This is a genomic window from Flavobacterium sp. MMS24-S5 (assembly GCF_050320125.1).
Lineage (GTDB): Bacteria > Bacteroidota > Bacteroidia > Flavobacteriales > Flavobacteriaceae > Flavobacterium > Flavobacterium tyrosinilyticum.
This window is the reverse complement of record NZ_CP190016.1, coordinates 2,350,726-2,375,609: the sequence shown is the minus strand read 5'-3', so window position 1 is coordinate 2,375,609 and position 24,884 is coordinate 2,350,726. Positions and strand designations below refer to the sequence as shown.

26 protein-coding genes and 1 pseudogene are annotated in these 24,884 nt (G+C 32.5%); 20 read left to right on the top strand and 7 right to left on the bottom strand.

The features are described from left to right. Positions 1-239: 239 nt before the first annotated feature. On the bottom strand, positions 240-620 hold the full coding sequence (locus ACPWTF_RS11075; RefSeq protein ID WP_250834915.1) for a hypothetical protein: 381 nt from the start codon (positions 618-620) through the stop codon (positions 240-242). Positions 621-655: 35 nt separating this feature from the next. Then, a complete protein-coding gene (locus ACPWTF_RS11070; protein ID WP_091494460.1) occupies positions 656-1,012 on the bottom strand; it encodes a roadblock/LC7 domain-containing protein in 357 nt (118 codons plus the stop codon). A 181-nt stretch (positions 1,013-1,193) separates the two neighbouring features. Here ACPWTF_RS11070 and ACPWTF_RS11065 point away from each other — a divergent pair, with 181 nt between their 5' ends. The 7 genes and pseudogenes from ACPWTF_RS11065 to ACPWTF_RS11035 all read left to right on the top strand — a co-directional run bounded on the left by ACPWTF_RS11065 (position 1,194) and on the right by ACPWTF_RS11035 (position 12,102). Beyond that, positions 1,194-1,409 carry a hypothetical protein gene (locus tag ACPWTF_RS11065; protein ID WP_427875469.1) on the top strand — a complete coding sequence of 72 codons (216 nt, stop codon included), beginning with the start codon at positions 1,194-1,196 and terminating at the stop codon, positions 1,407-1,409. Between the two features lie 119 nt (positions 1,410-1,528). Further along, positions 1,529-2,131 (top strand): lipoprotein signal peptidase, encoded by a 603-nt coding sequence (locus ACPWTF_RS11060; RefSeq protein ID WP_427875467.1) that lies wholly within the window; start codon positions 1,529-1,531, stop codon positions 2,129-2,131. Positions 2,132-2,273: 142 nt separating this feature from the next. Next, positions 2,274-5,432: a UvrD-helicase domain-containing protein gene (locus tag ACPWTF_RS11055; RefSeq protein ID WP_427875466.1), complete on the top strand. Its 3,159-nt coding sequence runs from the start codon at positions 2,274-2,276 to the stop codon at positions 5,430-5,432. Between the two features lie 81 nt (positions 5,433-5,513). Continuing rightward, on the top strand, positions 5,514-6,707 hold the full coding sequence (gene kbl, locus ACPWTF_RS11050; RefSeq protein ID WP_427875465.1) for a glycine C-acetyltransferase: 1,194 nt from the start codon (positions 5,514-5,516) through the stop codon (positions 6,705-6,707). A 113-nt stretch (positions 6,708-6,820) separates the two neighbouring features. Beyond that, positions 6,821-8,303: pseudogene (locus ACPWTF_RS11045) on the top strand (OmpA family protein). 63 nt (positions 8,304-8,366) lie between these two features. Beyond that, complete coding sequence (locus ACPWTF_RS11040; protein WP_427875464.1) at positions 8,367-11,129, top strand: PD-(D/E)XK nuclease family protein; 2,763 nt, start codon at positions 8,367-8,369, stop codon at positions 11,127-11,129. Between the two features lie 298 nt (positions 11,130-11,427). After that, positions 11,428-12,102: an ATP-binding cassette domain-containing protein gene (locus ACPWTF_RS11035; RefSeq protein ID WP_427875463.1), complete on the top strand. Its 675-nt coding sequence runs from the start codon at positions 11,428-11,430 to the stop codon at positions 12,100-12,102. 6 nt (positions 12,103-12,108) lie between these two features. Here the strand turns inward: ACPWTF_RS11035 and ACPWTF_RS11030 are convergent, their stop codons facing one another. Beyond that, the gene (locus ACPWTF_RS11030) at positions 12,109-12,252 is read right to left on the bottom strand and encodes a hypothetical protein (protein WP_248728558.1); all 144 of its coding nucleotides are present in this window, start codon (positions 12,250-12,252) and stop codon (positions 12,109-12,111) included. 273 nt (positions 12,253-12,525) lie between these two features. Here ACPWTF_RS11030 and ACPWTF_RS11025 point away from each other — a divergent pair, with 273 nt between their 5' ends. Then, complete coding sequence (locus tag ACPWTF_RS11025) at positions 12,526-12,861, top strand: hypothetical protein (RefSeq protein WP_250834922.1); 336 nt, start codon at positions 12,526-12,528, stop codon at positions 12,859-12,861. Positions 12,862-12,885: 24 nt separating this feature from the next. After that, on the top strand, positions 12,886-13,260 hold the full coding sequence (locus ACPWTF_RS11020) for a hypothetical protein (protein WP_095928390.1): 375 nt from the start codon (positions 12,886-12,888) through the stop codon (positions 13,258-13,260). An 83-nt stretch (positions 13,261-13,343) separates the two neighbouring features. Here the strand turns inward: ACPWTF_RS11020 and ACPWTF_RS11015 are convergent, their stop codons facing one another. Further along, complete coding sequence (locus ACPWTF_RS11015) at positions 13,344-14,120, bottom strand: alpha/beta fold hydrolase (protein WP_427875462.1); 777 nt, start codon at positions 14,118-14,120, stop codon at positions 13,344-13,346. Between the two features lie 170 nt (positions 14,121-14,290). Beyond that, complete coding sequence (locus ACPWTF_RS11010; protein WP_427875461.1) at positions 14,291-15,094, bottom strand: TIGR00266 family protein; 804 nt, start codon at positions 15,092-15,094, stop codon at positions 14,291-14,293. Positions 15,095-15,271: 177 nt separating this feature from the next. Here ACPWTF_RS11010 and ACPWTF_RS11005 point away from each other — a divergent pair, with 177 nt between their 5' ends. Both ACPWTF_RS11005 and ACPWTF_RS11000 read left to right on the top strand, forming a co-directional pair. After that, entirely contained in the window at positions 15,272-15,628 is a 357-nt protein-coding gene (locus ACPWTF_RS11005) for a hypothetical protein (protein ID WP_427875459.1), read from the top strand. Between the two features lie 89 nt (positions 15,629-15,717). Then, a complete protein-coding gene (locus tag ACPWTF_RS11000; protein ID WP_095928386.1) occupies positions 15,718-16,236 on the top strand; it encodes a ferritin in 519 nt (172 codons plus the stop codon). Positions 16,237-16,575: 339 nt separating this feature from the next. Here the strand turns inward: ACPWTF_RS11000 and ACPWTF_RS10995 are convergent, their stop codons facing one another. Continuing rightward, positions 16,576-17,868, bottom strand: coding sequence for an aminopeptidase P family protein (locus ACPWTF_RS10995; protein WP_250834926.1), 1,293 nt, complete (start codon positions 17,866-17,868; stop codon positions 16,576-16,578). A gap of 612 nt (positions 17,869-18,480) precedes the next feature. Here ACPWTF_RS10995 and ACPWTF_RS10990 point away from each other — a divergent pair. Next, positions 18,481-19,032, top strand: a complete 552-nt coding sequence (locus ACPWTF_RS10990; protein WP_427875458.1) for a hypothetical protein — start codon at positions 18,481-18,483, stop codon at positions 19,030-19,032. A gap of 115 nt (positions 19,033-19,147) precedes the next feature. On the opposite strand, the gene ACPWTF_RS10985 is transcribed toward ACPWTF_RS10990, so the two are convergent. Further along, the gene (locus tag ACPWTF_RS10985) at positions 19,148-19,555 is read right to left on the bottom strand and encodes a helix-turn-helix domain-containing protein (RefSeq protein ID WP_427875457.1); all 408 of its coding nucleotides are present in this window, start codon (positions 19,553-19,555) and stop codon (positions 19,148-19,150) included. A 33-nt stretch (positions 19,556-19,588) separates the two neighbouring features. Here ACPWTF_RS10985 and ACPWTF_RS10980 point away from each other — a divergent pair, with 33 nt between their 5' ends. From ACPWTF_RS10980 to ACPWTF_RS10945, 8 genes are all read left to right on the top strand, one after another. Continuing rightward, positions 19,589-21,076 carry a polymer-forming cytoskeletal protein gene (locus tag ACPWTF_RS10980; protein WP_427875456.1) on the top strand — a complete coding sequence of 496 codons (1,488 nt, stop codon included), beginning with the start codon at positions 19,589-19,591 and terminating at the stop codon, positions 21,074-21,076. Positions 21,077-21,082: 6 nt separating this feature from the next. Further along, the gene (locus tag ACPWTF_RS10975) at positions 21,083-21,259 is read left to right on the top strand and encodes a hypothetical protein (RefSeq protein WP_427875455.1); all 177 of its coding nucleotides are present in this window, start codon (positions 21,083-21,085) and stop codon (positions 21,257-21,259) included. Positions 21,260-21,636: 377 nt separating this feature from the next. Further along, positions 21,637-22,014, top strand: coding sequence for a nuclear transport factor 2 family protein (locus ACPWTF_RS10970; RefSeq protein ID WP_427875454.1), 378 nt, complete (start codon positions 21,637-21,639; stop codon positions 22,012-22,014). A 4-nt stretch (positions 22,015-22,018) separates the two neighbouring features. Then, positions 22,019-22,456 carry a GNAT family N-acetyltransferase gene (locus tag ACPWTF_RS10965; protein ID WP_427875453.1) on the top strand — a complete coding sequence of 146 codons (438 nt, stop codon included), beginning with the start codon at positions 22,019-22,021 and terminating at the stop codon, positions 22,454-22,456. A gap of 142 nt (positions 22,457-22,598) precedes the next feature. Further along, on the top strand, positions 22,599-23,339 hold the full coding sequence (locus ACPWTF_RS10960; RefSeq protein ID WP_427875452.1) for a LytTR family transcriptional regulator DNA-binding domain-containing protein: 741 nt from the start codon (positions 22,599-22,601) through the stop codon (positions 23,337-23,339). A 102-nt stretch (positions 23,340-23,441) separates the two neighbouring features. After that, positions 23,442-23,996, top strand: coding sequence for a hypothetical protein (locus ACPWTF_RS10955; protein WP_427875451.1), 555 nt, complete (start codon positions 23,442-23,444; stop codon positions 23,994-23,996). A 205-nt stretch (positions 23,997-24,201) separates the two neighbouring features. Further along, a complete protein-coding gene (locus tag ACPWTF_RS10950; RefSeq protein WP_427875449.1) occupies positions 24,202-24,573 on the top strand; it encodes a hypothetical protein in 372 nt (123 codons plus the stop codon). Positions 24,574-24,658: 85 nt separating this feature from the next. Then, positions 24,659-24,814, top strand: a complete 156-nt coding sequence (locus ACPWTF_RS10945) for a hypothetical protein (RefSeq protein WP_427875448.1) — start codon at positions 24,659-24,661, stop codon at positions 24,812-24,814. Positions 24,815-24,884: the final 70 nt, after the last annotated feature.

Sequence of the window (24,884 nt, the reverse complement as noted above, 5' to 3'; positions counted from 1 at the left end):
AGAAAAAGCGCTCCTTTTAGGGGTGCTTTTTTTTGTTTAACATTTAGCTATGAGTGTGTTTGCTGCTTAGTTTGTTCTTTGAAAGAAATTATTTATAATTATTCAAAATAATTTCAAAGAGAAGGTGTTCGTTTTTGTAAGAACTATTTTGTTTGGATTCTTTTTGGTTTTTCGTCTGCTTTTTAAATAAAAAAAACCGCCTTTAAGGACGGTTTTTTCAGTGTATATGTTTAAGAAAGTTATGCTAGATTTTTTTCAACATCAGCTTTGTGTTTTCTTAAAATAGCTCTTGTCATGCCTAAATTCGCTTTTGAAGCATCAGCAGCAAGATAGATCATGAATTTTTTGTTTGGAGAAATATCGATAATGTGAATTTGATTAGAAAGAGTAATCAAAATATCTTCGATGTCCTGGTTTAGGTTTAGTGCTTTTACAGCGCTCAATTTAGCTTTTACAACTTCTAAGTTATAGGCTGCTGCAAGTTCAGGATCAAAACTTGGATCGACAGTTAAATTTCCAAAGCTTAATCCAGATTCAATTTCTGTTACTGCTACAGCGATAAAGCCGTTTACGTTGCTTTTCATTTCGTTCAAAAACACGTTTAAAAAATCATTGCTCATAGTTCATTTGGGTTATTTGTTAATAGAATTTTATGTTATTTCAATAGTGAATTTTTGCTTAATTCTGCAGAAACTTCTTCAGTAGAGCGCATTAATAATGCTAAGTTGCTTCCTTCTTTAGAAAAAGCAACGATAAAATTAGAGCCGCTTATTTTGTTTCCAACAATAACGCCTTCGGCACTTTTTAGGTATAGTTGTTTTAAGGAGCCTTTTTCCAAATCGATTAAGAATTTTTCGCTCATAGATAAAATAGCTGCACTCATTGCGGCAATACTGTCGCCGTAATCAAGATTTAAGGAAGTGATAAGTTTTCCTTTTCCATTTAAAATTAATGCAGCAGTAGATTTTGTGCTAACAAGAAAGTCGTTTAGTGTAGTTGTGATTTCATTCATGATTTTGTAGGATTTTTGGAGGAATGTTAAATTTAGTTTGTGTTGGTATCCGTTTTCAAAAATTAACTCAAGTTATGCTAAACAAGTGTTAATTTTTGTTAACAAATATAAATTAAATTATGTATCATTGTAGTACCAAATCAGTAATAATTTAAATTATTTACTACAAAAAACTTACATTATGACTAAAGTATTGAAATTCAAGGAAGTAAACTCTGATGTAGAGCGCAGAATGAAGGAATTTGAAAAACTGCGTGTTAAGTTTAAAGCTGATGTAAAAAAGGGAGAAGCTAAGAAATTGGCGGCCGGAAAAGAAAGCAAGGGAATATTCAAGTCTATTTCAGAATTTTTCTCCGACAGCCCAAAAACGCCAGCAAAAGCTGCTGTAAAGAAGTAAACTTTACTAGGTTTAGATTAGCAGATAAACTTGTTTAGTTTGTTAGAAAAGAATTAACGCTCCTTTAGGAGCGTTTTTTTTGATTAAATTGCTATTTTTGCCCATCAAAAAATAATAAAATGTCATTACGAAAAGCGTATTTCCTTATATTCTTAGTTTTAATTGTTGATCAGCTTTCTAAAATTTATGTCAAAACAAATTTCGTTTTAGGCGAAGAAGTAAAAGTGATGGGCGCTGAGTGGTTCAAAATTCATTTTATTGAAAATGAAGGAATGGCTTGGGGAACAAAAATACCAGGAGAATACGGAAAACTAATTTTGACGGTTTTCAGAATCTTTGCTGTCGTTGGAATTGGCTGGTGGCTTTCTGATTCAGTAAAAAAGCGTCATTCAAATTACTTAATAGCAGCTATTGCATTAATCTTTGCTGGAGCGGCAGGAAACATTATCGATTCTGTTTTCTACGGGGTTATTTTTGATGATAGTACACATAACTTAGCGACTATTTTTTCTCCAGTTCCATACGGAACATGGTTTCACGGTCTGGTTGTAGATATGTTTTACTTTCCAATTTGGGAAGGAGAACTTCCGAGTTGGCTTCCAATATTTGGCGGAAAACATTTTGCTTTCTTTAATGCGATTTTTAATGTAGCCGATGTGGCAATTTCTACAGGTGTAGGTATACTTTTGGTTTTCAATAAAAGAGCGTTTCCAAAACACTAATTATTTTTAAAAATACAATATAAAAAATTCCAAATTCCAATTTTTGTTCGCAATTAGTGCTTCAAAAATTGGAATTTGGAATTTTTCATTATTGGGATTTAATATTTAATTGTGCTATTTTTACAATACTAAAACTAAACTTATGCAAAGTCCGTCTTTTTCCATTTATGATGCTTCTGCGGGATCAGGAAAGACGTATACTTTGGTAAAAGAATATTTAAAGATTATTCTTTCTTCTCCAAAAAACGATGCGTACCGAAATATTTTAGCCATTACTTTTACCAACAAAGCGGTTCATGAAATGAAAAGCCGTATTGTTGGAAATCTCTCTGAATTTGCAAAAGACGACCCGTCTCCCAAAGCTGCCGATTTGATGGAAGACTTATCGCGCGATACTGGACTTTCGATTATTAAAATTAAAACCAAATCGCAGCAAATCATTAAGCACTTAATTCATAATTATGCCGCTTTTGATATTTCTACAATTGATAAATTTACCCATAAAGTTATTCGTGCTTTTGCTCATGATTTGAATCTTCCGATGACTTTTGAAGTTACTTTGGATACCGAAAACTTATTAGTTGAAGCTGTTGATGCGATTATCGCACAAGCTGGAGAAGACGAAACATTGACCAAACTGCTCATCGATTTTACAATGGAAAAAACCGATGATGATAAAAGCTGGGATGTTTCTCGTGAAATTCTGGAAACAGGAAGGTTGGTCTTGAATGAAAACAATCGAAATGAGATTCTTCATTTTCAAGATAAAACAATTGAAGAGTTTGTTGAGATTAAAAAGAAGATGCAAGGGCTCTGCAAAGATCTGGAAGATGTAAATGAAGGTCTTGCAACGAAAGCAATTGAATTGATTGATAAAAACGGAATTGATCCAAAATCATTTTCAAGAGGGACTTTTCCAAATCATTTGCAAAGTATTCGAGATGGAAAATTCAATCCAAAAAATAAAACCTTTCATGAGTTTGATGATATTGCAATTAACAAAACGGCAAAAGACCGAGCGTTAATTGAAAATATTATTCCAGAATTGCTTCAAATATTAAAAGAGGTTTATCAAAACTTTGAAAAGAGAGATTTCTATAAAGCTTTTCTAAAAAATATTACTCCACTTTCTTTGCTGAATACTGTGAGTAACGAGCTTGCAAAAATTCAGTCAGAACAAAATATCTTATCGATTTCAGAATTCAATGCGATCATTCATCGCGAAATTCAGAATCAGCCAGCGCCTTTTATCTATGAACGTTTGGGTGAGCGCTATCGCAATTTCTTTATCGATGAATTTCAGGATACTTCAGAAATGCAATGGCAGAACTTGATTCCGCTTATTGATAATTCGCTTTCTGGTCTAGATGATTACGGAAATAAAGGAACTTTGATGATTGTTGGAGATCCGAAACAGTCTATTTATCGCTGGCGCGGAGGAAAAGCGGAACAATTTATCGAATTAAGTAAAGAAGAGGTCGCTTTTTTTCATCATGAAAAAATAGTAAAGCATTTAGATACCAACTATAGAAGCTATAGTGAAGTTATTGAATTCAATAATGCTTTTTTTAAATTGATTTCGGCTGAATTTACAAATGAAGATTATAAGGATTTATATGAAAATCACAGTTTTCAAAATACGAATTCAAAAAAAGGCGGTTATGTAAATATTTCTTTTCTTCCGATTGCTGAGAAAAATGAATCTGTAGATGAAGAAGAGGTTTTGGAGAAATCTGATTTGTATGTTTTGGCAACTTTAAATACAATTCGAGAAGTTGTTAAACAAGGTTTTGAATATAAAGATATTGTAATCCTGACCAGAAAAAGAGATCAAGGAATTGCGGTCGCAAATTATTTGACAGAACAAGGTGTTCCGCTTCTTTCTTCAGAGACATTAATGATTCAAAATGCATCAGAAGTTCGTTTGATAATTCATCTTTTGAGATATTTAAACAATAGTGCTGATTTAGAGTCGAAAGCCAACTTTTTGCATTTTCTTTCTTCGACAAAAGATTTGTCAATGCCTGTGCATGATTTCATTGCATTGGGAATGAGTCAAAGATTTGAAAAAGAATTTGAAGAATGGCTTATGACTTTTGATGTTTCTTTTTCATTTGAAGATGTGCGAAAGAAATCTTTGTATGAAGCGGTAGAAATCATCATTTCTAAATTTATTCTTCCATCGGAAGGAAATGCTTATGTACAGTTTTTTCTAGATATTGTTTTAGAAAGAGACATTCGAAATCAATCTGGAGTTGCAGACTTTTTGATTTTCTGGGATAAAAATTCCGAGAAATTTAGTATCCCGTCTCCAGAAGGAAATAATGCAGTTCGTATTATGACCATTCATAAATCTAAAGGATTAGAGTTTCCGGTTGTAATTATGCCTTTTGCAGATGAAGATTATAATAGAAAACCAAAAGATAAATTGTGGTTAGATACGGAAGAAATCGATTTGGGAGTTCCAAAAGCTTTGGTTGATAATAGTAGTGCTGTTGAGGGTTTTGGCGAAAGCGCTTCGGCAGTTTTCAATTTGAAAAAACAAGAAGAGCTTTTAGATAATATAAATGTACTATATGTTGCGTTAACTCGTGCTGAAGAACAGTTGTATGTGATTTCTCAATCGTTAAAAGCTAAAAGCGATGGCGAATATCCGAATAATATGGCTTCTTTTTTTATTAAATTCTTGATCAATGAAGGGGTTTATGAAGAAGAAAAATTGAATTACGAGTTTGGAAATAAAACCAGATTGTCAAAAAATACAGAAACGGTAGATACAGTCAAGTCGATTCCTATTGTGAGAGAGGTTTTAAATCCGAAAAATATTAAAATCGCGCAACGCGAAGCTTTAATGTGGGGAACGCATCAGCAGGAAGCTATTTCATATGGGAATATTGTTCACGAGATTCTGGCTTATGTGAAAGATAAATCAGATGTTGATTTGGCCGTAACAAAATCTATCGAGAATGGTTTGATAACGTACGACCAAGTAGATCAGGTTTTGAAAACTCTAAAAGAAATTGTCGATCACCCCGAATTGAATATTTGTTTTGATGGAAAAGATAGGGTTCTGAATGAACAGACCATTGTGCAGAAAGAAGGAAGGATTTTAAAGCCAGATAGAGTTGTGTTTTTAGAAAATAAACAAGCCTATTTATTGGATTATAAAACTGGAGCTGTTAATGCAAAATATCAGCAGCAAATTCAGGAGTATCAAGATGCAATTGAAGATTTAGGATACACGGTTCTAAAAAAGGCATTAGTGTATATAGGAACCGAAATTGAAGTGGTAAATTTGTGAAAAAATTAATCAGATGTTAAAGAAAAACGAAGCTTTATTTTTGTTAAGCTGTTAATTTTTAACGTTTTAAATAAATATAAAATGTACGGTAAAATAAAAGAACATCTGCAAAAGGAATTGCAGACCATTGAGGAAAATGGAATTTTTAAAAAGGAACGTATTATAACGTCTCCTCAAGGTGCAGAAATTACAATTTCGACAGGTGAAACAGTGTTGAACTTTTGTGCTAATAATTATTTAGGGCTTTCTTCTCATCCAGAAGTTGTACAGGCTGCTAAAGATGCAATGGATACACATGGTTTCGGAATGTCTTCTGTTCGTTTCATTTGTGGAACACAAGATATTCATAAAACATTAGAGAAAAAAATTGCTGATTTTTATGGTACAGAAGATACTATTTTGTATGCAGCTGCTTTTGATGCAAATGGAGGGGTGTTCGAACCTTTATTAGGAGAAAATGACGCAATTATTTCAGACAGCTTAAATCACGCTTCTATTATAGATGGTGTTCGTTTGTGTAAAGCAGCTCGCTATCGTTATGAAAATAATAACATGGAAGATTTGGAGCAGCAATTAATAAAAGCAAATGAAGCGGGAGCTCGTTTTAAATTAATTGTTACTGATGGAGTTTTTTCTATGGATGGTCTTGTAGCGCCACTTGATAAAATCTGTGACCTTGCTGATAAATATGATGCAATGGTTATGGTAGATGAATGTCACGCGGCTGGTTTTATTGGAGCAACAGGAAAAGGAACTCTTGAGGCAAAGAGAGTAATGGGAAGAGTAGATATTATTACGGGAACTCTGGGTAAAGCCTTAGGAGGAGCAATGGGAGGATATACTACTGCGAAAAAAGAAATAATCGAATTATTGCGTCAGAGATCTAGACCTTATTTGTTTTCAAATTCATTAGCACCTGCAATTGTTGGGGCTTCTATAAAGGTATTTGAGTTGTTAGAAAAAGACACTACACTTCGTGATAAGCTAGAATGGAATACCAACTATTTTAAAGAAGGTATGAAAAAAGCAGGTTTTGATATTATTGATGGAGATTCTGCAATTGTTCCAGTTATGCTGTACGATGCAAAATTGTCTCAAACAATGGCAAACGAACTGTTGAAACAAGGAATATATGTTATTGGATTTTTCTTCCCTGTGGTTCCAAAAGACAAAGCAAGAATACGAGTACAATTATCTGCAGCGCATGAAAAAGAGCACTTAGATAAAGCCATAAATGCCTTCGCAGTTGTCGGTAAAATGTTAAAAGTTATATAATTACCACTTCAGTTAAATTTTTGTAGGTTTTTTTTAACATTTCATTTTGTATTTAAAAAATTTGGTGTTACTTTTGCTTGTAATTAACTAAATTGTAATTAAAAAAATTAAGTATGAAACATCTTAACAAACTTTTAGTTGCTGTATTGATGGCGATGGGTTTAAGTTCTCACGCGCAAGACAGTAACAATCCATGGGCGATCTCTTTCGGGGTTAATGCTGTGGATACTAGAACAAGTTCAGGAGGTGGTAGTGGTTTCTTTGACCAACACTTCTCTCAGCCATTCGCTGTAAAAGACAACTGGAATATTCTTCCTTCTCTATCTTACATTGGAGTAAATAGATATGTTGGGCACGGTTTCTCAGTTGGTTTACAAGGATTTGTAAACAAAATTGATAAAGCTGTTTATTTTAGACCAACTGCTCCAGGACATGATGGAAGAGGTAACGTTGTAACTAATCCTGGTGACTTAATGTACTACGGAATTGATGCTACTATCAAATACAGCTTCCAAGAATTAATCAAATCTAAAGTGGTTGATCCTTCGTTATCTATTGGTGGAGGTTATACTTTCTTAGGAGATGACAGTTTTGGAACTGTTAACCCAGGTGCTGGAATCACTTTCTGGTTTACAGATGCTATTGGTCTTGAGCTTGCTACAAGATATAAATGGGCTGTTGCTTCAGGTTCAGGAGATAATCCTGGAAGAAATGATTACAATGGAGAAATTGATACTCCATCTCACTTCCAACACACTGCAGGTTTAATTTTCAAATTCGGAGGTAAAGATACTGACGGAGACGGAATCTATGACAAAGACGATGCTTGTCCAGATGTTGCTGGTTTAAAACAATTCAACGGATGTCCTGATACTGACGGTGACGGAATCGTTGATGCTTCTGATGCTTGTCCAGATGTATTTGGTTTAGCTGCATTAAACGGATGTCCTGATACAGACGGAGACGGAATTGCTGATAAAGATGACGCTTGTCCAGATGTTGCTGGTTTAGCTGCTTTAAAAGGTTGTCCTGATACTGACGGTGACGGAATCGCTGATAAAGATGACAAATGTCCTACAGTTGCTGGCTAGTAAAGAAAACGGTGGTTGCCCATTCTTAGATGCTGATAAAGACGGTGTAGCTGATAAAGATGACGATTGTCCTACAGTTGCTGGTTCAGCTAGTAATAGAGGATGTCCAGAAGTAACTTCTGAGGCGTTAGAAGATCTTAAAGTTCAAGCTAGAGCGGTATACTTCAACTCAGGAAAAGCTACTTTCAAAACTGGAGATAAAGAAACTCAAGCTAGATTAGATGCTATTAAAGAAATCCTTAAAAACTATCCAAACGCGAAATTCTCTATCGAAGGACACACAGATAGTACAGGTTCTGCTAAAATCAACCAAAAACTTTCTGAAGACAGAGCTAAAGCTGTGTTAGATGCATTAGTTCAAAGAGGTGTTAACCCAGAGAACTTAGAGTCTAAAGGATTTGGATTTAGCCAACCAGTTGCAAGTAACAAAACTGCTGCAGGTAAAGCACAAAACAGAAGAACTGAAATTAGACACATTGGTTCTAAATACCAAGGTAAACTATAATTAGTTTTCTAAATAAACAGGAAAAGCCATTCTTAATTGAATGGCTTTTTTTATTTTTATCCTATGGTAAATACTTCTTTTCTTCAAAAAATTGCCTCTGTTGTAATTGAGGACTTTGCAGACAAACTTTCTGAAATAACAATAATACTTCCTAATAAAAGGGCAAAAGTTTTTTTGATCGAAGCTCTTAAAAAAGAGACTTCAAAAACTATTATTGCTCCAGAGATTACAAGTATAGAAGATTTTGTTCAAGATGTAGCTTCAATTCGTTCTGTTGATTCGATAGAGCTTTTGTTTGAATTTTATGAAGTTTATTTATCTATTACAGAACAAAAACAACAACAATCTTTTGAGCTGTTTGCAAACTGGGCAAAAACGCTCCTACAGGACTTTAATGAAATTGACAGATACCTTCTGGATCCTTCGCATGTTCTGTCTTATCTGAAAGATATTGAAGATATAAAAAGATGGGGGTTGGAAGTAGATCAAAAAACAAAGCTTCTTGAAAACTACATAGATTTCTGGAAGTTGCTCCCGTTGTATTATGAGTCGTTGTACAATCATTTGCTTTTTAAGTCAATTGGATACCAAGGTTTGATTTATAGAGAAGCTGTAAATAATCTTAATCATTTTTCGAATACTATTGGAAACCGCACATTTATTTTTGCCGGATTCAATGCTTTGAATGCTGCCGAAGAAAAAATAGTACAGCATTTACTTGCTTTGGATCAAGCTAGAATTTATTGGGATGCTGATCAGGCTTTTCTAAATGATCCATATCATGATGCGGGACTTTTTTTAAGAAGATTTAAAGAAAGTTGGAAACATTATAAGTCCAATATTTTTGAATGGATTGTTGATGATTTTTCACAGTCAAAAAACATTCAAATAATAGGAACTCCAAAGACAATTGGGCAGGCTAAACTAGCAGGAAGTATTATTGAAAATTTAATAGATCAAAATCCTGATGCTTCATTGGATAAAGTTGCAGTTGTGCTAGGTGAGGAAAACTTATTGGTTCCCGTTTTATACTCACTTCCTTCATCTGTTGGGGCATTAAATATTACGATGGGATATTCTGGAAAAAATAATCCGTCGCAGATATTTGTTGCCAAATTGTTTAAAATGCACACCAATGCACTTTCCAGAAAAGGAGGTAGTTATGTTTTTTATTATAAAGACGTGCTTGATATTTTGACGCATCCTTTGGTGGAGCCGTATGCGAATTCACACAGATTGGTACGAATTATAAAAGAGAATAATTATACTTTTATTACGCATCAGAAAATTTTAGAACTACATCCTGAGTCTTCTAGTTTTTTTAATTTACTATTTGAAAAATGGGAAAATGGTTCAATTGCAGTTTTAAAGAATATTTCGGCTTTGTTGATCGCAATTAAAGATCATTTTAGCAATGATAATGAAGAGGAAAAAATTGCAAAGGCTTTTGTTTATGGTGTTTTTAAGGTAATTAATAAGCTTATAAATTATTATTCTAAACATCATCATATCGATAATATAGATACACTGCATTCGATTTACAAACAGATTATAGATTTAGCGGAAGTATCTTTTGAGGGTGAGCCATTACGAGGTTTACAGATCATGGGGGTTTTGGAAAGTCGTGTTTTGGACTTCGATACTGTCATTATAACTTCTATGAATGAAGGTAAATTTCCAGCTGGAAAATCGCAGAATTCATTTATTCCTTATGATGTAAAAAGAGAGCTTGGACTTCCAACTTTCAAGGAAAAGGATGCTATTTATACTTATCATTTTTATCACTTATTACAGAGGGCTAAAAATATTTATTTGATTTATAATACTGAAAATGACGGATTGGATGCTGGAGAACGAAGCCGTTTTATTACGCAACTAGAAGTCGAAAAGAAACCGCAGCATAATATTACTTTTGATATTTATAATCCTGATCTTCCAAATACAGCTTACGAGCCTATTTCTGTCCCTAAGTCTGAGTTGGTAATGGAGCGATTGAAGGAGATTGCTGTAAATGGTTTTTCGCCCTCAGCGTTGACTAGCTATATTCGAAATCCGATTGAGTTTTATTTTCAGAAGATATTGAGAATTCGGGAGGTGGAAGAAGTGGAAGAAAATATTGCTTTGAATACTTTAGGAACAATTATTCATGAAACATTAAAAACACTTTATGAACCTTTTATTGGAAAATTTATTTCTGAGAACGATCTTTTAAATTGTTTTAAATTACTGGATGATGAAGTGCTCAAGCAGTTTAAGTTAGTTTACAAAGAAGGTGAAATCAAGAAAGGGAGAAATCTTTTGGCTTTTGAAGTCGCAAAACGAAATGTGGCTAATTTCTTGAGAATGGAATTAGAATCGGTAAAAAACGATGAAGCGATTCAGATAATTGCTTTAGAGCAGACTTTTGAACGCGAGTTTGTTCATCCAAAATTGCCATTTCCTGTTTTGATTAAAGGAAATGTCGATCGAATTGAACGTCGAGATGGGAAAATCCGAATTATCGATTATAAGACCGGAAAAGTAGAAAAGTCTAATGTTGTGTTGAAATCCTGGAATGGATTGACACAAGAGCTTAAAAATGATAAAATCATTCAGGTTTTGGCTTATGCATTCATGTTCGAAAAGCATGCAGGCGGACTTCCGATAGAAGTTGGAATTATATCCTTTAAAAATTTAAAATCGGGTTTTTTGCCTTTTGGCTTTAAAGAAGAAAAGGATTTAGATGTTATAGTGTCACCTCAAATCTTGAATTCTTATTTGGAAGAAATTGCTAATTTGCTAGTGGAGATTTTGGATATTAATATTCCTTTTGAGGAAAAAATCTAAAAGATCTTATCAGGAAATTTAGAAACATATTTGAGTTTTATAAGACGACTTTGATCGTGAATTTAGCCGTTTCTGCCATTGCATTTCTTTTTGGCGGATTTAATCATTTTTTATTGATGATAGCTACACTAGGTTTTGTTTCAAGTATTGGATTTAAAGAAATATATCGCCAAAACGAATATTTGTTTTATAGGAACAATGGTCTTTCAAAAAGGAGGCTTTTGTTTTGTACTTTTCTGCTAAATTTTGGTTTTGTATTTCTGTCTGCGACCATTTGGGTTTTAATTCACAAAATAGCTTGAAAAAACATATCCTTGAAGTAAGCGGAATTCAAAAAAGCTTTAATAATAAATTATTGCTTTCGGATATTTATTTGAAATTGGAAACAGGTCAAATAATGGGCTTGTTTGGTAGAAATGGCTCTGGAAAATCTACATTGTTAAAAATTATATTTGGAATAGTGCCCGCTTTGAATAAAAGTATTTTTGTTAACGGAATTTCAAAAAATAACGACTCTACTTTGTTAAATGAAATTGGTTATCTGCATCAAAACCAATTTATTCCAAATCATTTTTCGGTTTTGCAAACCATTTTGTTATCTGTCGATAAACAAAAAGCACGTTTCGTTTGTGAAGATGATTTTTTAAAATCTCTTTTAAATCAAAAAATTAGGGATTTGTCTTTTGGAGAATTGCGATATCTTCAGGTTAAATTGATACTTTCTAATCAATCAAAATTTACATTATTAGATGAGCCGTTTAGCGGTTTATCGCCTAAAATGGCAGATAATGTCGCTTTATTAATTAAAGAAAATTCTCAAGAAAAAGGAATAATTGTTACAGATCACAATTATAGAAATGTTGTAGAAATTGCAACAGATTTAAGAATATTAAGTGATGGTAAGTTGCATGTAATCAATGAAAAAGCCGAACTTATGCAGAAAGGTTATCTGATAAATTCGGCAATTTTTTAGATGCTTTTAGCTGAATATTTTCTTGAAAAAACCTTTTTTAGATTTTTCTCCAGAAGTAGAGTTGTTAATGTGTCCGTTTTCAATACGAAATCTTCTAAACTTCTCCAATTTTACATTTAAGTCAAAACGTAATTCGTCAACAGTTTTCATTTTGTTAAATTTTTTTGCAAAGCTATAGAAAAACTTTTGTCAAATGCAATAATCTGCAAATGTTAATTTTAGAAATGAGTTTTGTTAAGTGAATTGTTATGTTTTTAGTATTATTTGCTTTTTATGTTAATTTTTTTTGCAGATTTTTTGCAAAAAAATAGGATTAATTAAGTGATAAATAAAAGTGCGTCAGTACGTTATACTACATCTTTTTTTAACAAGTGTTTATCGCGCAATTGCCAATATTAAAATATCTTTGGCGCTTCCAAAAACATGACAAATAAGAAAATGATTGATTTACAAACACTAGTAGAAGAGACTGGCGCAGAGTCTGGACTAAGTTTTAATATTGATGGAATCTTGAATGAGTCTGTTAATTTAGAGTACGACGGGAATGTTGCAGCAATGATCGGAATGATTTTAAAGATGTGCCTAGAAATGTCTGAAGACGTTAATAATGGAGATCTTAAACAAGTTATGATAAAAAATAACGACGGAATTGTTGTAGCAAGCAAAAATCAAGATGATAATTGCATCGCGTTGCTTTCTAAAGATTTAAGTAAAATGGGTCTATTGCTGAGAAAAATGGATTCTATTTTTAACAACTAATTTAAAACCAAAAATTTAATACACATGTCAGATTTTTTGCAAAATTTTCAAAACGATTTAAAAGAGAATGTTAACGGATTTATCGCTGTTTCGGTTACAGAAGTTGAAACAGGAATGTCGTACTGCTCTCTAACAGTAAAATCTGATTTTGATCCAGAATTGGCTTCGGCTTATAATTTAGAAGTTGTAAAAGCTAAATTAAATGCACTTAGAGCTTTAGGATTAAATCAAAAAATTAATGATATTTTAATTACCCTTACAGATCAGATTCATATTATTGATGTTTCTGAAGATGGAAGATATTTTATCTACTTGGCGGTAGATTCTACTAAAGCAAATCTTGGATTAACAAGAGCGACTTTATCTAAATACAAGAAAGACATTACTTCAAAGTTATAACGATATTTGCCCCCAAGAATGAGAAAAAGGCTATTTCAACCCTAGGTTAGAAATGGCCTTTTTTGATTTTGATAGTTTCTTTTTTATTCGAAGAAATCTAGTAAAATAGTTTTCAGAGCTTCTTTGTTTTCAATTTGGCTCATATGCCCGTCTTCAAAAGAAACCAATTCTGCTGTCGTATCTTCGATTTGTGAAAGACTTTCTTCGTAATTTAAAACAGGATCTTTTTTTCCTAATATCAATAAAATCGGAAATAAATTTTTGCGAACCAGTTCTTCTCTGTCTTTTCTAATTTTCATTCCTTCCTGAGAAGCGATAATTCCCTGCAAAGGCGTTTTTAAAGCTTCCGTTTTTACTTTTTCGATTTCTTCTGCTAATCGAATTCTGTTGTTTTCACTGAATAAATTTGCAATCGCTAAACTTACAAAATTGACATAATTTTGTTTTACAGCTTTAATGGCTCGGGCTCTGTTTAATTTTTTCTCCGCGCTGTCTTCTTTTGAAGTGGAGTTTAGTAAAACTAATTTCTGAATTTTTTCTGGATATAATTCGGCGAAAGCCAAACCAACATAACCTCCCATTGAATGCCCGACAATTGTAGCTTTTTCAATATTCAAATGCTCTAAAACTTCATTTACAGCACCTGCATTGTCTTCCATTTTATGGACATATCCTAAGCAATCAGATTCACCATGACCTAATAAGTCGATTGCTACAACGCGGTATTTTTCTGAAAATAGATCGATATATTCTGACCACATTTTTTTGTTTTCAAGAAAGCCGTGAAGTAAAACTATTGTGTTTCCAATTCCAGAATCTGAGTATGATATTTTAGTATTTTTATATAAAATCGTTTTCAAAATGAACATTTTTTTTGTGAAAGCACAAAGTTAAGAAAGCTGAAGTAAAATATCATGATGTCTTGATTTAATTGGGAAATCTTTAAAAGAGTTATAAAATTATTTATAACATTGTTTAGTTTGTGAAATAATAAAAAATGGCTTCCATTTCTGAAAGCCATTTCTATAAATTAAAATCGGTTATCACCATCCAAAAGATTTCCTAGCCCGCCAAGTAGGCTTCCTTCATCACGACTATTTCCGCCAGATCGTGGTGCCGATGCAATAATACGGTCAGCCAATCTTGAGAATGGTAACGATTGTATAAAGACTGTTCCTGGACCTTTTAAAGTGGCATAAAATAAACCTTCGCCTCCAAAAATGGAATTTTTAATGCCACCAATAAATTCAATATCATAATCTACATCTTTGGTAAAACCAATAATGCATCCCGTATCTACTTTTAAGACTTCGCCAAGAGCTAACTCTTTTTTAGCCATTGTTCCTCCAGAATGTACAAATGCCATTCCGTCTCCTTCAATTTTCTGCATGATAAAACCTTCACCGCCAAATAAGCCGCGACCTAGTTTCTGAGAAAATTCAATTCCGACAGAAACGCCTTTGGCAGCGCATAAAAAAGAACTTTTTTGACAGATAAATTTACCTTGAAATTGGGTTAAATCAATTGGAAGAATTTTTCCAGGATATGGTGATGCAAATGAAACTTTGCTTTTGGTGTTACCTTGATTTAAAAATGCCGTCATAAACAAGCTTTCGCCAGTAAGAACTCTTTTGCCTGCATTTAAAAGTTTGCCAAACAAACCCGAACCTTGTTGTTGCGAACCGTCTCCAAATATAGTTTCCATCTGGATATTGTTTTCCATCATCATAAAACTGCCTGCTTCGGCAATTACAATTTCCTGTGGATCCAATTCTATTTCCACATACTGCATTTCTTCACCAAAAATCTGATAATCTATTTCGTGTGCCTGCATAATTTCTTAGGTATTTGTTTTTAAAATTAGACAAAAAATACTGTCGAATGTTACAGTGTTTAACGCACTTCGGCTGTTTTTAAGAACTTTAAATGATTTTGTTATTTTAAATTAGTCTTAATTACGTGTTTATTTGCCTTAAATTATATATTTTTGCATCGTTATAATTTTATCAGAATGTCATTAGTTAGCGATTTGACCACCAAAGTATTATTTGAGACCGAAAAAGGATACAGTTACCAATGTGATTTGACCAATAGTATAATTATCAATTTTGTTGATACTGTGTCAAGTTATAAGATTCAAGATTTTTTGATTTTTCAAAGAAAGGTTAATAGTGTTGATATTCTTAACATGCTTTATGACTTATCTGACCATTCAGATGCACAGCTGATTGAAACTACCAAAAGAAACTTTTCTAGAAATCTTACTATCTGCGAAATAGTGCAGTTAAGGGATTTATTAAACGGAACAAAATTTACCCTCAACCTGCATTCTTTGCTTTGCAATATGGTAAACGTCGAGCTTATTTAGATTCTTACTTAGATTAAATCCAAATTTTCAAGGGGTTACGATCTGCTTCTTTAATTTTTGTAATTTTACACGTATAAAAATTAAAGGTTATGAAAGATTTACTAAGAACACGTACTTCATTAGTTGAAGGTGTAGAAAATATATTGAATTTACAAGCAAAATTAGAAAGTGACGCTTCGAACAAATATTTAGCTATGGCTGCATGGTTGGATAGAAATGGTTATGCTAATACAGCATCGTATTTGTATAAGCAAGCAGAAGAAGAAAGAGAGCATTTTCTAAAAATTTTCAAATTCATTACAGATATGGGAGGGATTGCAATTACGCCATCGGTTCCAGAAGTACAGCAAGAATTTGCTTCTTTTAAAGAAGTATTCGAAATTGCTTTGCAAAACGAAATTGCAGTTACTCAGGCAATTAATAAAGTGATTGCAAAATGTAGAGCTGAAAATGACTACGCTACAGAAGATTTCATGATGTGGTATGTAGCAGAACAAAGAGAAGAAGAGAAAAATGCAAGAAGAGCATTAGAGCTTTTTGATCTAATCAATGGAAATGAAGCTGACGGTAAATTCCAATTGGATGTACAAATCTCAAAAATCGGATAATTAACCGATTTATATAATTTAAAAAGCCCTTAATATTTTATTAAGGGCTTTTTTATTGGTTTTAGATGTCACTTCCCAAAGATTAGAGAATTTTTAGTTTCTTTTGTTTTGGAAGATCAGCTTCGGAGAAGCGAAATATTTATAGAAATTTATGTATTGCCAAAACAATAGCTCCAGCGGAGCGACATATGTTTTTTTTACATTATGTGTCGCTCCGCTGGAGCTCTTTTACATCAATACGATTGAATGGCTATAAATATTTCGCCCCACTGGGGCTTAAAAAAGAAACACTTATAAAACAAAGGCTGTCCAAAAATATTAGACAGCCTCTTTTTTTATTTATGAATTCATCAAAGTCTCAATCTCATCTGCTTCAACAGGAATGTTACGCATTAAGTTGAAAGGTTCTCCTTTTTCCTGAACCACAACGTTGTCTTCTAAACGGATTCCGAATTTTTCAGCTGGAATGTAAATTCCTGGCTCAACCGTGAAAACCATATTTGCTTTCATTGGTTCGTGAAGCAATCCGTAATCGTGCGTGTCAAGACCTAAGTGGTGAGACGTTCCGTGCATGAAATATTTTTTGTAAGCAGGCCATTCTGGATTTTCATTCTGAACATCGGCTTTGTCAATTAAGCCTAAACCAAGTAATTCAGAAGTCATAATTTTACCTACTTCAACATGGTATTGTTTCCAAAGTGTTCCAGGTGTAAGCATTTTTGTTGCTTCGTTTTTAACTCTCAAAACAGCATTATAAACCGCTTTCTGACGATCTGTAAAACGTCCAGAAACTGGAATTGTTCTCGTCATGTCGCTTGAGTAATTTGCATATTCAGCCGCAACATCCAACAAAATCAAATCTCCATCTTTACATTGCTGGTTGTTTTCGATATAATGTAAAACATTTGCATTGTTTCCAGAAGCAATAATTGGCGTATAAGCAAAACCTTTAGAACGATTGCGGATGAATTCGTGCGCTAATTCTGCTTCGATTTCGTATTCTGTAACGTTTGGTTTTACGAATCCTAATAATCTACGGAAACCTTTTTCTGTAATATCGCAAGCGTGCTGAATCAAATCGATTTCTTCGCTTTCTTTTACAGAACGAAGTCTTTGTAAAATTGGGTTGCTTTTTGCAACATTGTGTGCTGGATAACGCTCTTTCCACCATTTTACAAAACGAGCTTCACGAGTTTCTGTTTCAACAGTTGCGCGATAATGTTCGTTTGTATTAATGTACATCGTATCGGCATACGTCATCATCTCGTTCAAAACTTTATGAAAATCCTGTAACCAATAAACCGTTCTAATTCCTGAAACTTGAAAAGCACGTTCTTTAGTCAATTTTTCACCTTCCCAAACTGCGATATGATCGTTTGTTTCTCTCAAGAAAAGAATTTCTCTTTGGTGCTCATAAGGCGCATCTGGAAACAAAAGTAAAACGCTTTCTTCTTGATCAACACCACTTAGATAAAAAATATCTCTGTGTTGCGCAAAAGGTAAAGTACTGTCTGCACTAACTGGGTAAATGTCGTTTGAGTTGAATACTGCAACAGAATTAGGTTTCATTTCAGCCATGAACTTTCTGCGATTTTTTACAAAAAGAGCGCTGTTTATTTGATGATATTTCATAATTATTTCGTTTTTGAACTTCGAATCTCAAAATTAATGATTTTTGAAGAAGTGGCGTATAATAGATTTATTAAAGTTTTCTTATTTATTGTTTTTGCCACGAAGGCGCTAAGGCATGAAGTTTTTTAACCGCAAAGAACGCTAAGGTTTGCGCAAAGTGCGCAGGAGATTTTTGCTCGCAAAGACGCGAAGTCGCAAAGTTTTTTTGTTGCGAAGAACACAAAGTTTAAGTTCTGTTTTGTCTTCCTGAGCGAAGTCGAAGGATTTGCGCAAAGTATTTCTTTAAACAGTAACGAAATAATCTCGCAAAGTCGCTAAAGCGCAAAGTATTTACCCAATCTTGTCATTTCGACGAAGGAGAAATCTTCGCGAGTAACTCTACAAAGATTGGTGATTTTTGTTTCACGCAGATTTAGCAGATTTAGCAGATTTTTTCTTTTCAAAGTCGAAGTGAACCACAATCTTGTCATTTCGACGCAAGGAGAAATCTCCGCAAGTAACTCTACAAAGATTGGCGATTTTTTGTTTCATGCAGATTTTGCAGATTTACATTTAATTATCTTTTAAACGATTTTGTATATTGGCTAATAATATTCTAAACCTAACAACAGAATGAAATATCTCCTTATTTTAATATTTATCTCCAATATTTCATTTGCGCAGACCGCTGTTTTAAAATTGAAATTTCCAAAAGATCCAAAGATTTCTCAGAAGTTTCAAAATGCAATAGATGAACAAAAAAATCAATTCAATTGGATTGATGAAAGCAATAAAGAAGAGATCAAAAATTATACGATGGAATTTATTTTAGATAAAATTGATAATAATCGGGAATATGGGTATTTGTTCGAAGCTGAATATTGGATAGCTTTTAATTACGAAAAGATAATTCCACAATTAATAGATCGGATAACAAATAAAAAAGAAGTTGGTCTTGGGAATAGTGCCGATTTGATGATATTTGAAAGAATAGAAAATGGAGATCTAAAAGCCTATGGACATGGATTCATAGTAAACGATGATTTATTCACAATTGCTGGAAGAGCAAACAGATTGCTAACAGTTGTAACAGGAGAAAATTTTGGTTCAGTTTCGATGAAATCAACTCCGAAAGATTTACATATTCTTCAAGAAAAATGGATTGTTTGGTTGAATGAGATTTAAAAAAAATAGACTTCTTAATATAAATATTTAGGATATGCTTTATAAGTTAAATTGATAAAAAACCAAAGCTTTGAATTTTCAAAACTTCGGTTTTTTCTTTTATAAAAATAAATTTCTATTTATTATCAAGTAACTTCTCCAAAAGTGCCACTTTCTCTTTTTCAGCTTCAACCAACCTTTCATAAAGTTTTTCATTCTTTTCAATAACTTCCAAAAGTTTATCAAGTGGATTAAATGTACAATTATTATGATTTATTGATGAAGATCCATTGTCATAACTATTCCCCATAATATTAAAAACAGCTTCTTCAGAAAAGTTCCTGATTACATCAGCTGGAACACCTAAAACTTCAGCAATTTTCTTTAGTTTTTCTTCATCAACGTTTTCAGTTCCTTCAATAATAGAGATGGTCTGCTGACTAACACCAAGTGCAATAGCAAGCGCTTCCTGCTTCATATCTCTCAGTTCTCTAATTCGGCTAATGTTTCTGCCGATATGTTTTGGTTTTGTTGCTGTGCTCATGATTCAAAGATATTTAAAATTCTTTTACCTTTTTTGGTTTATGCAGAAAACAAGTTTGCAGTTGTAGGTTCTTTTTTGTGGAGTAAAAATACAATTTTTCTGACTATCGAATTGGTTTTGAATTTAGAATTGTGTAATCTTGATGTTCAAAAAATCAACTTCGAATACTACAATAAAATGCAGACTTCCAATTTTAAATTAATTACAATAGCCGAAATCAAAACCAAATATCCTTTTTTAATAGAAGATGAAAATTTCGATTGTTTTGGTGATTGGGAAGACGAAGATTTTTTTCTTACCGCAGATGAAGATGTCAATTTTGTAGGGAATTTTTATTTAGATCTTTATGAGGATAAAGAGAAAAAATGGTTGACCAATTTGCTAAATCTTCCAGTTAAAAAGATCGAAGAAATAAGAATTGAAGGCATTTTTATAAACGGAGATATTTCTGCAAGCGGTTCAATTATTAATGCCGAAGGCGATTATGGTCCGTATGTTTTCATTAGCGGAAGCGTAAATTGTCAAAGTCTTTTGCTTGGCGGAGCGAATGTTGAAATAAAGAGAAATGTTACAGCAAAAGAAGTCGTGATGACGTATTACAATCACGGAAGTTTTAATTGTTCGGGTTCTATAAATTCTCCAGTTTTTATTGTTACAGATCATAATACAGTATTTGCAGAAAGAAAAAATGATTTGTTTTATTATAATGATAGAGATGAAATTGATCCAAAAAACGAATGCGAATATGACGATGAAACTGACGAAGAAATTATTTCAAATGAACTTCGAAAATTACTCGATAATCCGTTAATTGAAACTTTTGAAGAATTGGAACGTGATTTGGCAAGAGGAGAATTGGTTTTAAAACAAAATAATCCGCCCGCTAAAACTTATGAATATTGGCGTGATCGTGTTTTGGCAAATTACAGAGATCTTAAACTCGTTCCGAAGCAATTTAAAACTGAAGAACTTTGCAATCTGGCATTAAATATTACTTTTCATGCTTTGCCATTTATCGATCAGGATTTAATAACTTATGAGCTGTGTGAGAAATTAGTCAACAAAGATGGTTTTGCGATTCAGGTAATTCCTGATGGGTTTATAACGAAAGAACTCTGTTTTAAAGCAGCGGAAAGTGGTACAATGCTGAGATTAATCCCAGAGGAATATTATTCGGAAGAATTAATTTTGTTAGTTTTTAAAAACGGAAGACATGAACCAGATATCAACGATGTTCCTCCTCAATTTATAACAGAAAACTTTCTTGTAGAATATGTGAAAATTGGAAAAGGATTGTGGCTGGATAAAGCCTGTAAAGCAACTGGAATTGATAAACTACAGGTTTTGAAACAAGTAATCGATTCAGGAATAGAATATTTGGAGAATATTTTTGGGAATCATTTTAGTAAAGAAACAGTTGAATATGCTTTTTCGATTTATAAAAATCAAGAGGAGTGGAATAAATATGTTCAAAAGTATAAACAGAAATTTGAACGACTTGGGTTGAATGAATATTTGTAATGAATAATGGATGAAAGTGTAAAAATATTAAGAAGTAAAATCTCAATTCCTTTAGTCAAAGCAATTCAGCTTCTTAAAAAGAACAATAATGATGTTGCGCTCTCCGAACAAGATTTTCATAATGAAAACATTAGAGAGATTTGTGAGAAAACTGAAGAATTAATCAAAAGCCAGTTGTCATAGCCACAGGAAATAATCCTGTTTCAAAAATCGGTTTTATTTTATGGCCAGAAACTGCAAAAGGAGAATTTTATAAAACTGCAAAAAGAAGTGATGTTTTTATTCAAACAGAGGATTTTAATATTGTTATAGAGACATTTAAATCAGTTTATCCGCTAAAAAATCCTTGGAATAATTTAGTTGAAAATAAATTTGATGTTTTAGGACATAATTTTTTTGATAATATAACCTGTACAGAAATTGTCAAAAAAATAAATCAGATTGAGACTGATGATGAAAAAGTCAAAATGTTTTTAAAAGAAATTATTAATTGGCTAAATGATAAAATGTTTTATGCGGACTACATTGTGGTTTACGGTAATTTATAAATTAGGAGTGATATGAACAACAAAGAAAAAATAATTCAAAATTATATCGAAGGATATAATCAATTTGATATCAATAAAATGATTGCTGATTTTGACGAATCCGTTATTTTTGAAAACATTCAAAATGGCGAAATCAACCTGACTTTGAATGGAATAAAAGAATTTTCTGCCCAAGCCGAAAAAGGAAAAGAATATTTCTCAGCACGAAAACAAACTATTACATCAATTAAGCAAGATGAAATTACAGCAATAATTGACATTGATTATTATGCTGTTCTAGCAATAGATTTTCCAAACGGATTAAAAGCTGGTCAAGAATTAAATATGAAAGGAAAATCGATTTTTCAATTCTTGGACGATAAAATTGTAAAACTGACTGATATTAGTTAGAGATATGAATCTAAAAGTAAACATCAGAAAAGTAGAAAATCACGACCTAGACTTCGTCTATAAATCAATCTGCGAACTCGAAAATGAAGTTTTAGATTTTGAAGTTTTCGAAATGATATTCAATGAAAATATTTCAAACCAAAAAAATCTTTATCTCATTGCCGAAAACGTAACAGGAGGTTTAGGTTTTATTAGTTTTCATACTCAGAATCTTCTACATCATTGCGGATTGGTTGGTGAGATTCAGGAGTTTTTCATTCATCAAAAATATCGTGGTCAAGGTGTTGGAAGATTATTAATAAATGAGATTTTAGATTTTGCTCAGAAAAATAGTTTGAAAAGTATTGAAGTTACGACAAATAAGAAACGAGTAGAAAACGTGGCGATTTATGAGAATCTAGGTTTTACTTTGAGTCATAATAAGTTTACGATTTATAAATAAAGAGGTTTTTTAACCGCAAAGTCCGCTAAGGCTTACGCAAAGTTCGCAAAGTTTTGCGTTTAAAGCTTTGTGAACTTTGCGTTTATTTAAATAACTTAAACAGAAAAACTTTGCGTGCTTTGCGGTAAAATTTTCAGCTAATATGTATAAACTAAATCTATCAATAAAGCATCATTTAGTAATTGCCATTCTTATTAGTTTATGGCTTTTCGTTTTTGCTTTCGTGATAAGGCCCTTTGACGACGGAACTATAAATTTCAGAGCGTGGTTTTTAATCAGTTTTGGGTTTAGTGTAATGGCTTTTTTATGTTATGGTCTTTTAGCTGTTATTCAAAAAAACTTTTACGAAAGAACAGGAAAGTGGAGTATCAGTTTAGAAATAACAGCCATTTTTCTGTTTCATGTACTGTATTTAATTGGAGTTTTTGCCTTTTATAAAAGCCCAATTTTAAATGGCGGATATACTTTTTCAGAATTCTTTTCTGTAATCTTTATAAAAGTCGCTCTAATCATAACTCCTGTAATTATTCTAGCAAGAAGATATTTAATCAAACTCATTCCAATAAAAGATGATGTTTTAATATTTAAAGGAGAAAACAAATTAGATGTCTTAAAAATCAACAAAGCCGACTTGGTTTGCATTTCGAATGCTCAGAATTATGTTGAGATTTTTTATATCGAAAATGATAAACTCCATTCGAAACTTATTCGATCTTCGCTCAAAAAAGTTCAGGACGATTTTGGTTTTTTAGTGCAAATTCATCGTTCGCATTTAATAAATCCGTCGCATTTTAAATCTTGGAGAAATTCAAACACCATTATTTTGACACAAATAGAACTTCCAGTTTCGAGAAATTATAAAGATGTTTTAGCGGCATTGTAAATTTCATACCTAAAATAATGCATTTCGTACCTAAGTCAGTAAAATAGGGGTTTTAGGTAAATTTTGATTTTAGTTTTGCTTCATCAATTTTTAAAACAAATTATGAAAACAAAACATTTTTGCGCGATCGGATTGCTATTTTTCTTAGCCAGCTATTTATTATTTTCTAACATTTTGCCAAGTTTCAATACGTCGATAGATTTTGCGCATTGGTTTAATTTAATTGGAGCTTGTTTTTTATTATCGTTTAATGACGCATTTTCTAAAACAAAAACTAATAAAGTCGCTTCGATTTTGACAACTTTAGGCGTTATTGCCCATATCGGACTTTGCACAATTGATTTTATTATGTCGAGTTATGGAAATAATGAAATGGCAAAAGAAGCATTAAGTCAGCAAATCAGTAATTCGCCATTGATTTTTTATCCATTTGTTGTTGTTGGGCCGTCTTTACTTTTTCTTGGTTTGGCTTTGCATGCATTTGCTTTTATAAAAACCGAAACTGTAAAGTCTTTAATGGTAATTGTGGGTTCGGTTGCTGTTGGATTTTCATTTTTTGTTTTGAAAAACGGAGTTTGTATGTTTTTGAGTTGTGCAATTTTTGTTTTGGGATTGGGGTTGTTGCTTTATGTGCCAAGACCTTTGCCAAAGTTTTAAACACAATCTTGTCATCCTGAGCGAAGTCGAAGGAAGCGTTAGTTGCTCGACAAAGATTGGAATATTGTTGCGGAGCTACTTGTGTGTCCTTCGACTTCGCTCAGGAGGACAACTTCGTGAAGTAAAAGAATAGAAAACGGAAGCATTTACTTCGTTTTTTTTATTTGAAATTCGTATTTTCGTTCCAGAATCTAAAACTCAAAGATTGAAAAAACATATAAAATACCTAATTGCACTTTTTCTGACTTTTGTCGTAATTGCGGGCGATGGTGCTTTATATTCTCAATCTAAATCGGCAGAGTATTACGAGTCTTCGTTTGTAGTTTTAAAAAGAGAATTAAATTTTAAAAGCTCTCGTTTTTATAAATTCGGACAAGCTGTTTCTTGGAATGAAATAAGATTTTCAATTGTTTTGAATTTTCTCAAAACCGAAAATGTTTTTACTTTCCAAATCAAGAAATTGCTGAAACTTCAAAACCTGCTTTATCAAAACCTAACTTCATTTATAAAACAATCTGTTTTTATAAATGAAATAATCACTTCAAAAGACTTCGCTAAAAGTTTATACAGCGCTTAAGAAATTTATTTCTGAGCATAGATGATTCAATAATGTCTAATCATTTATCATTTTCAAAATGTATAAACAAAATAAAAAATCTCGCTTGGAGCTATCTAAGCGACCACTTCTTCATTGGATAAAAAGAAAATTTATAATCGTAATTACAGCCTTTATGCTAGGAATGGCAAACGGAATGCACACCGAAGATACCCGAATTAAAGGAAATCAAAATTATACCGAACAGCATAAGAAGGATTGATTACCTTTTATTTAACCGCAAAGGACGCAAAGGTTTTTTTGTGATATCTAAATAAACGCAAAGTTCGCAA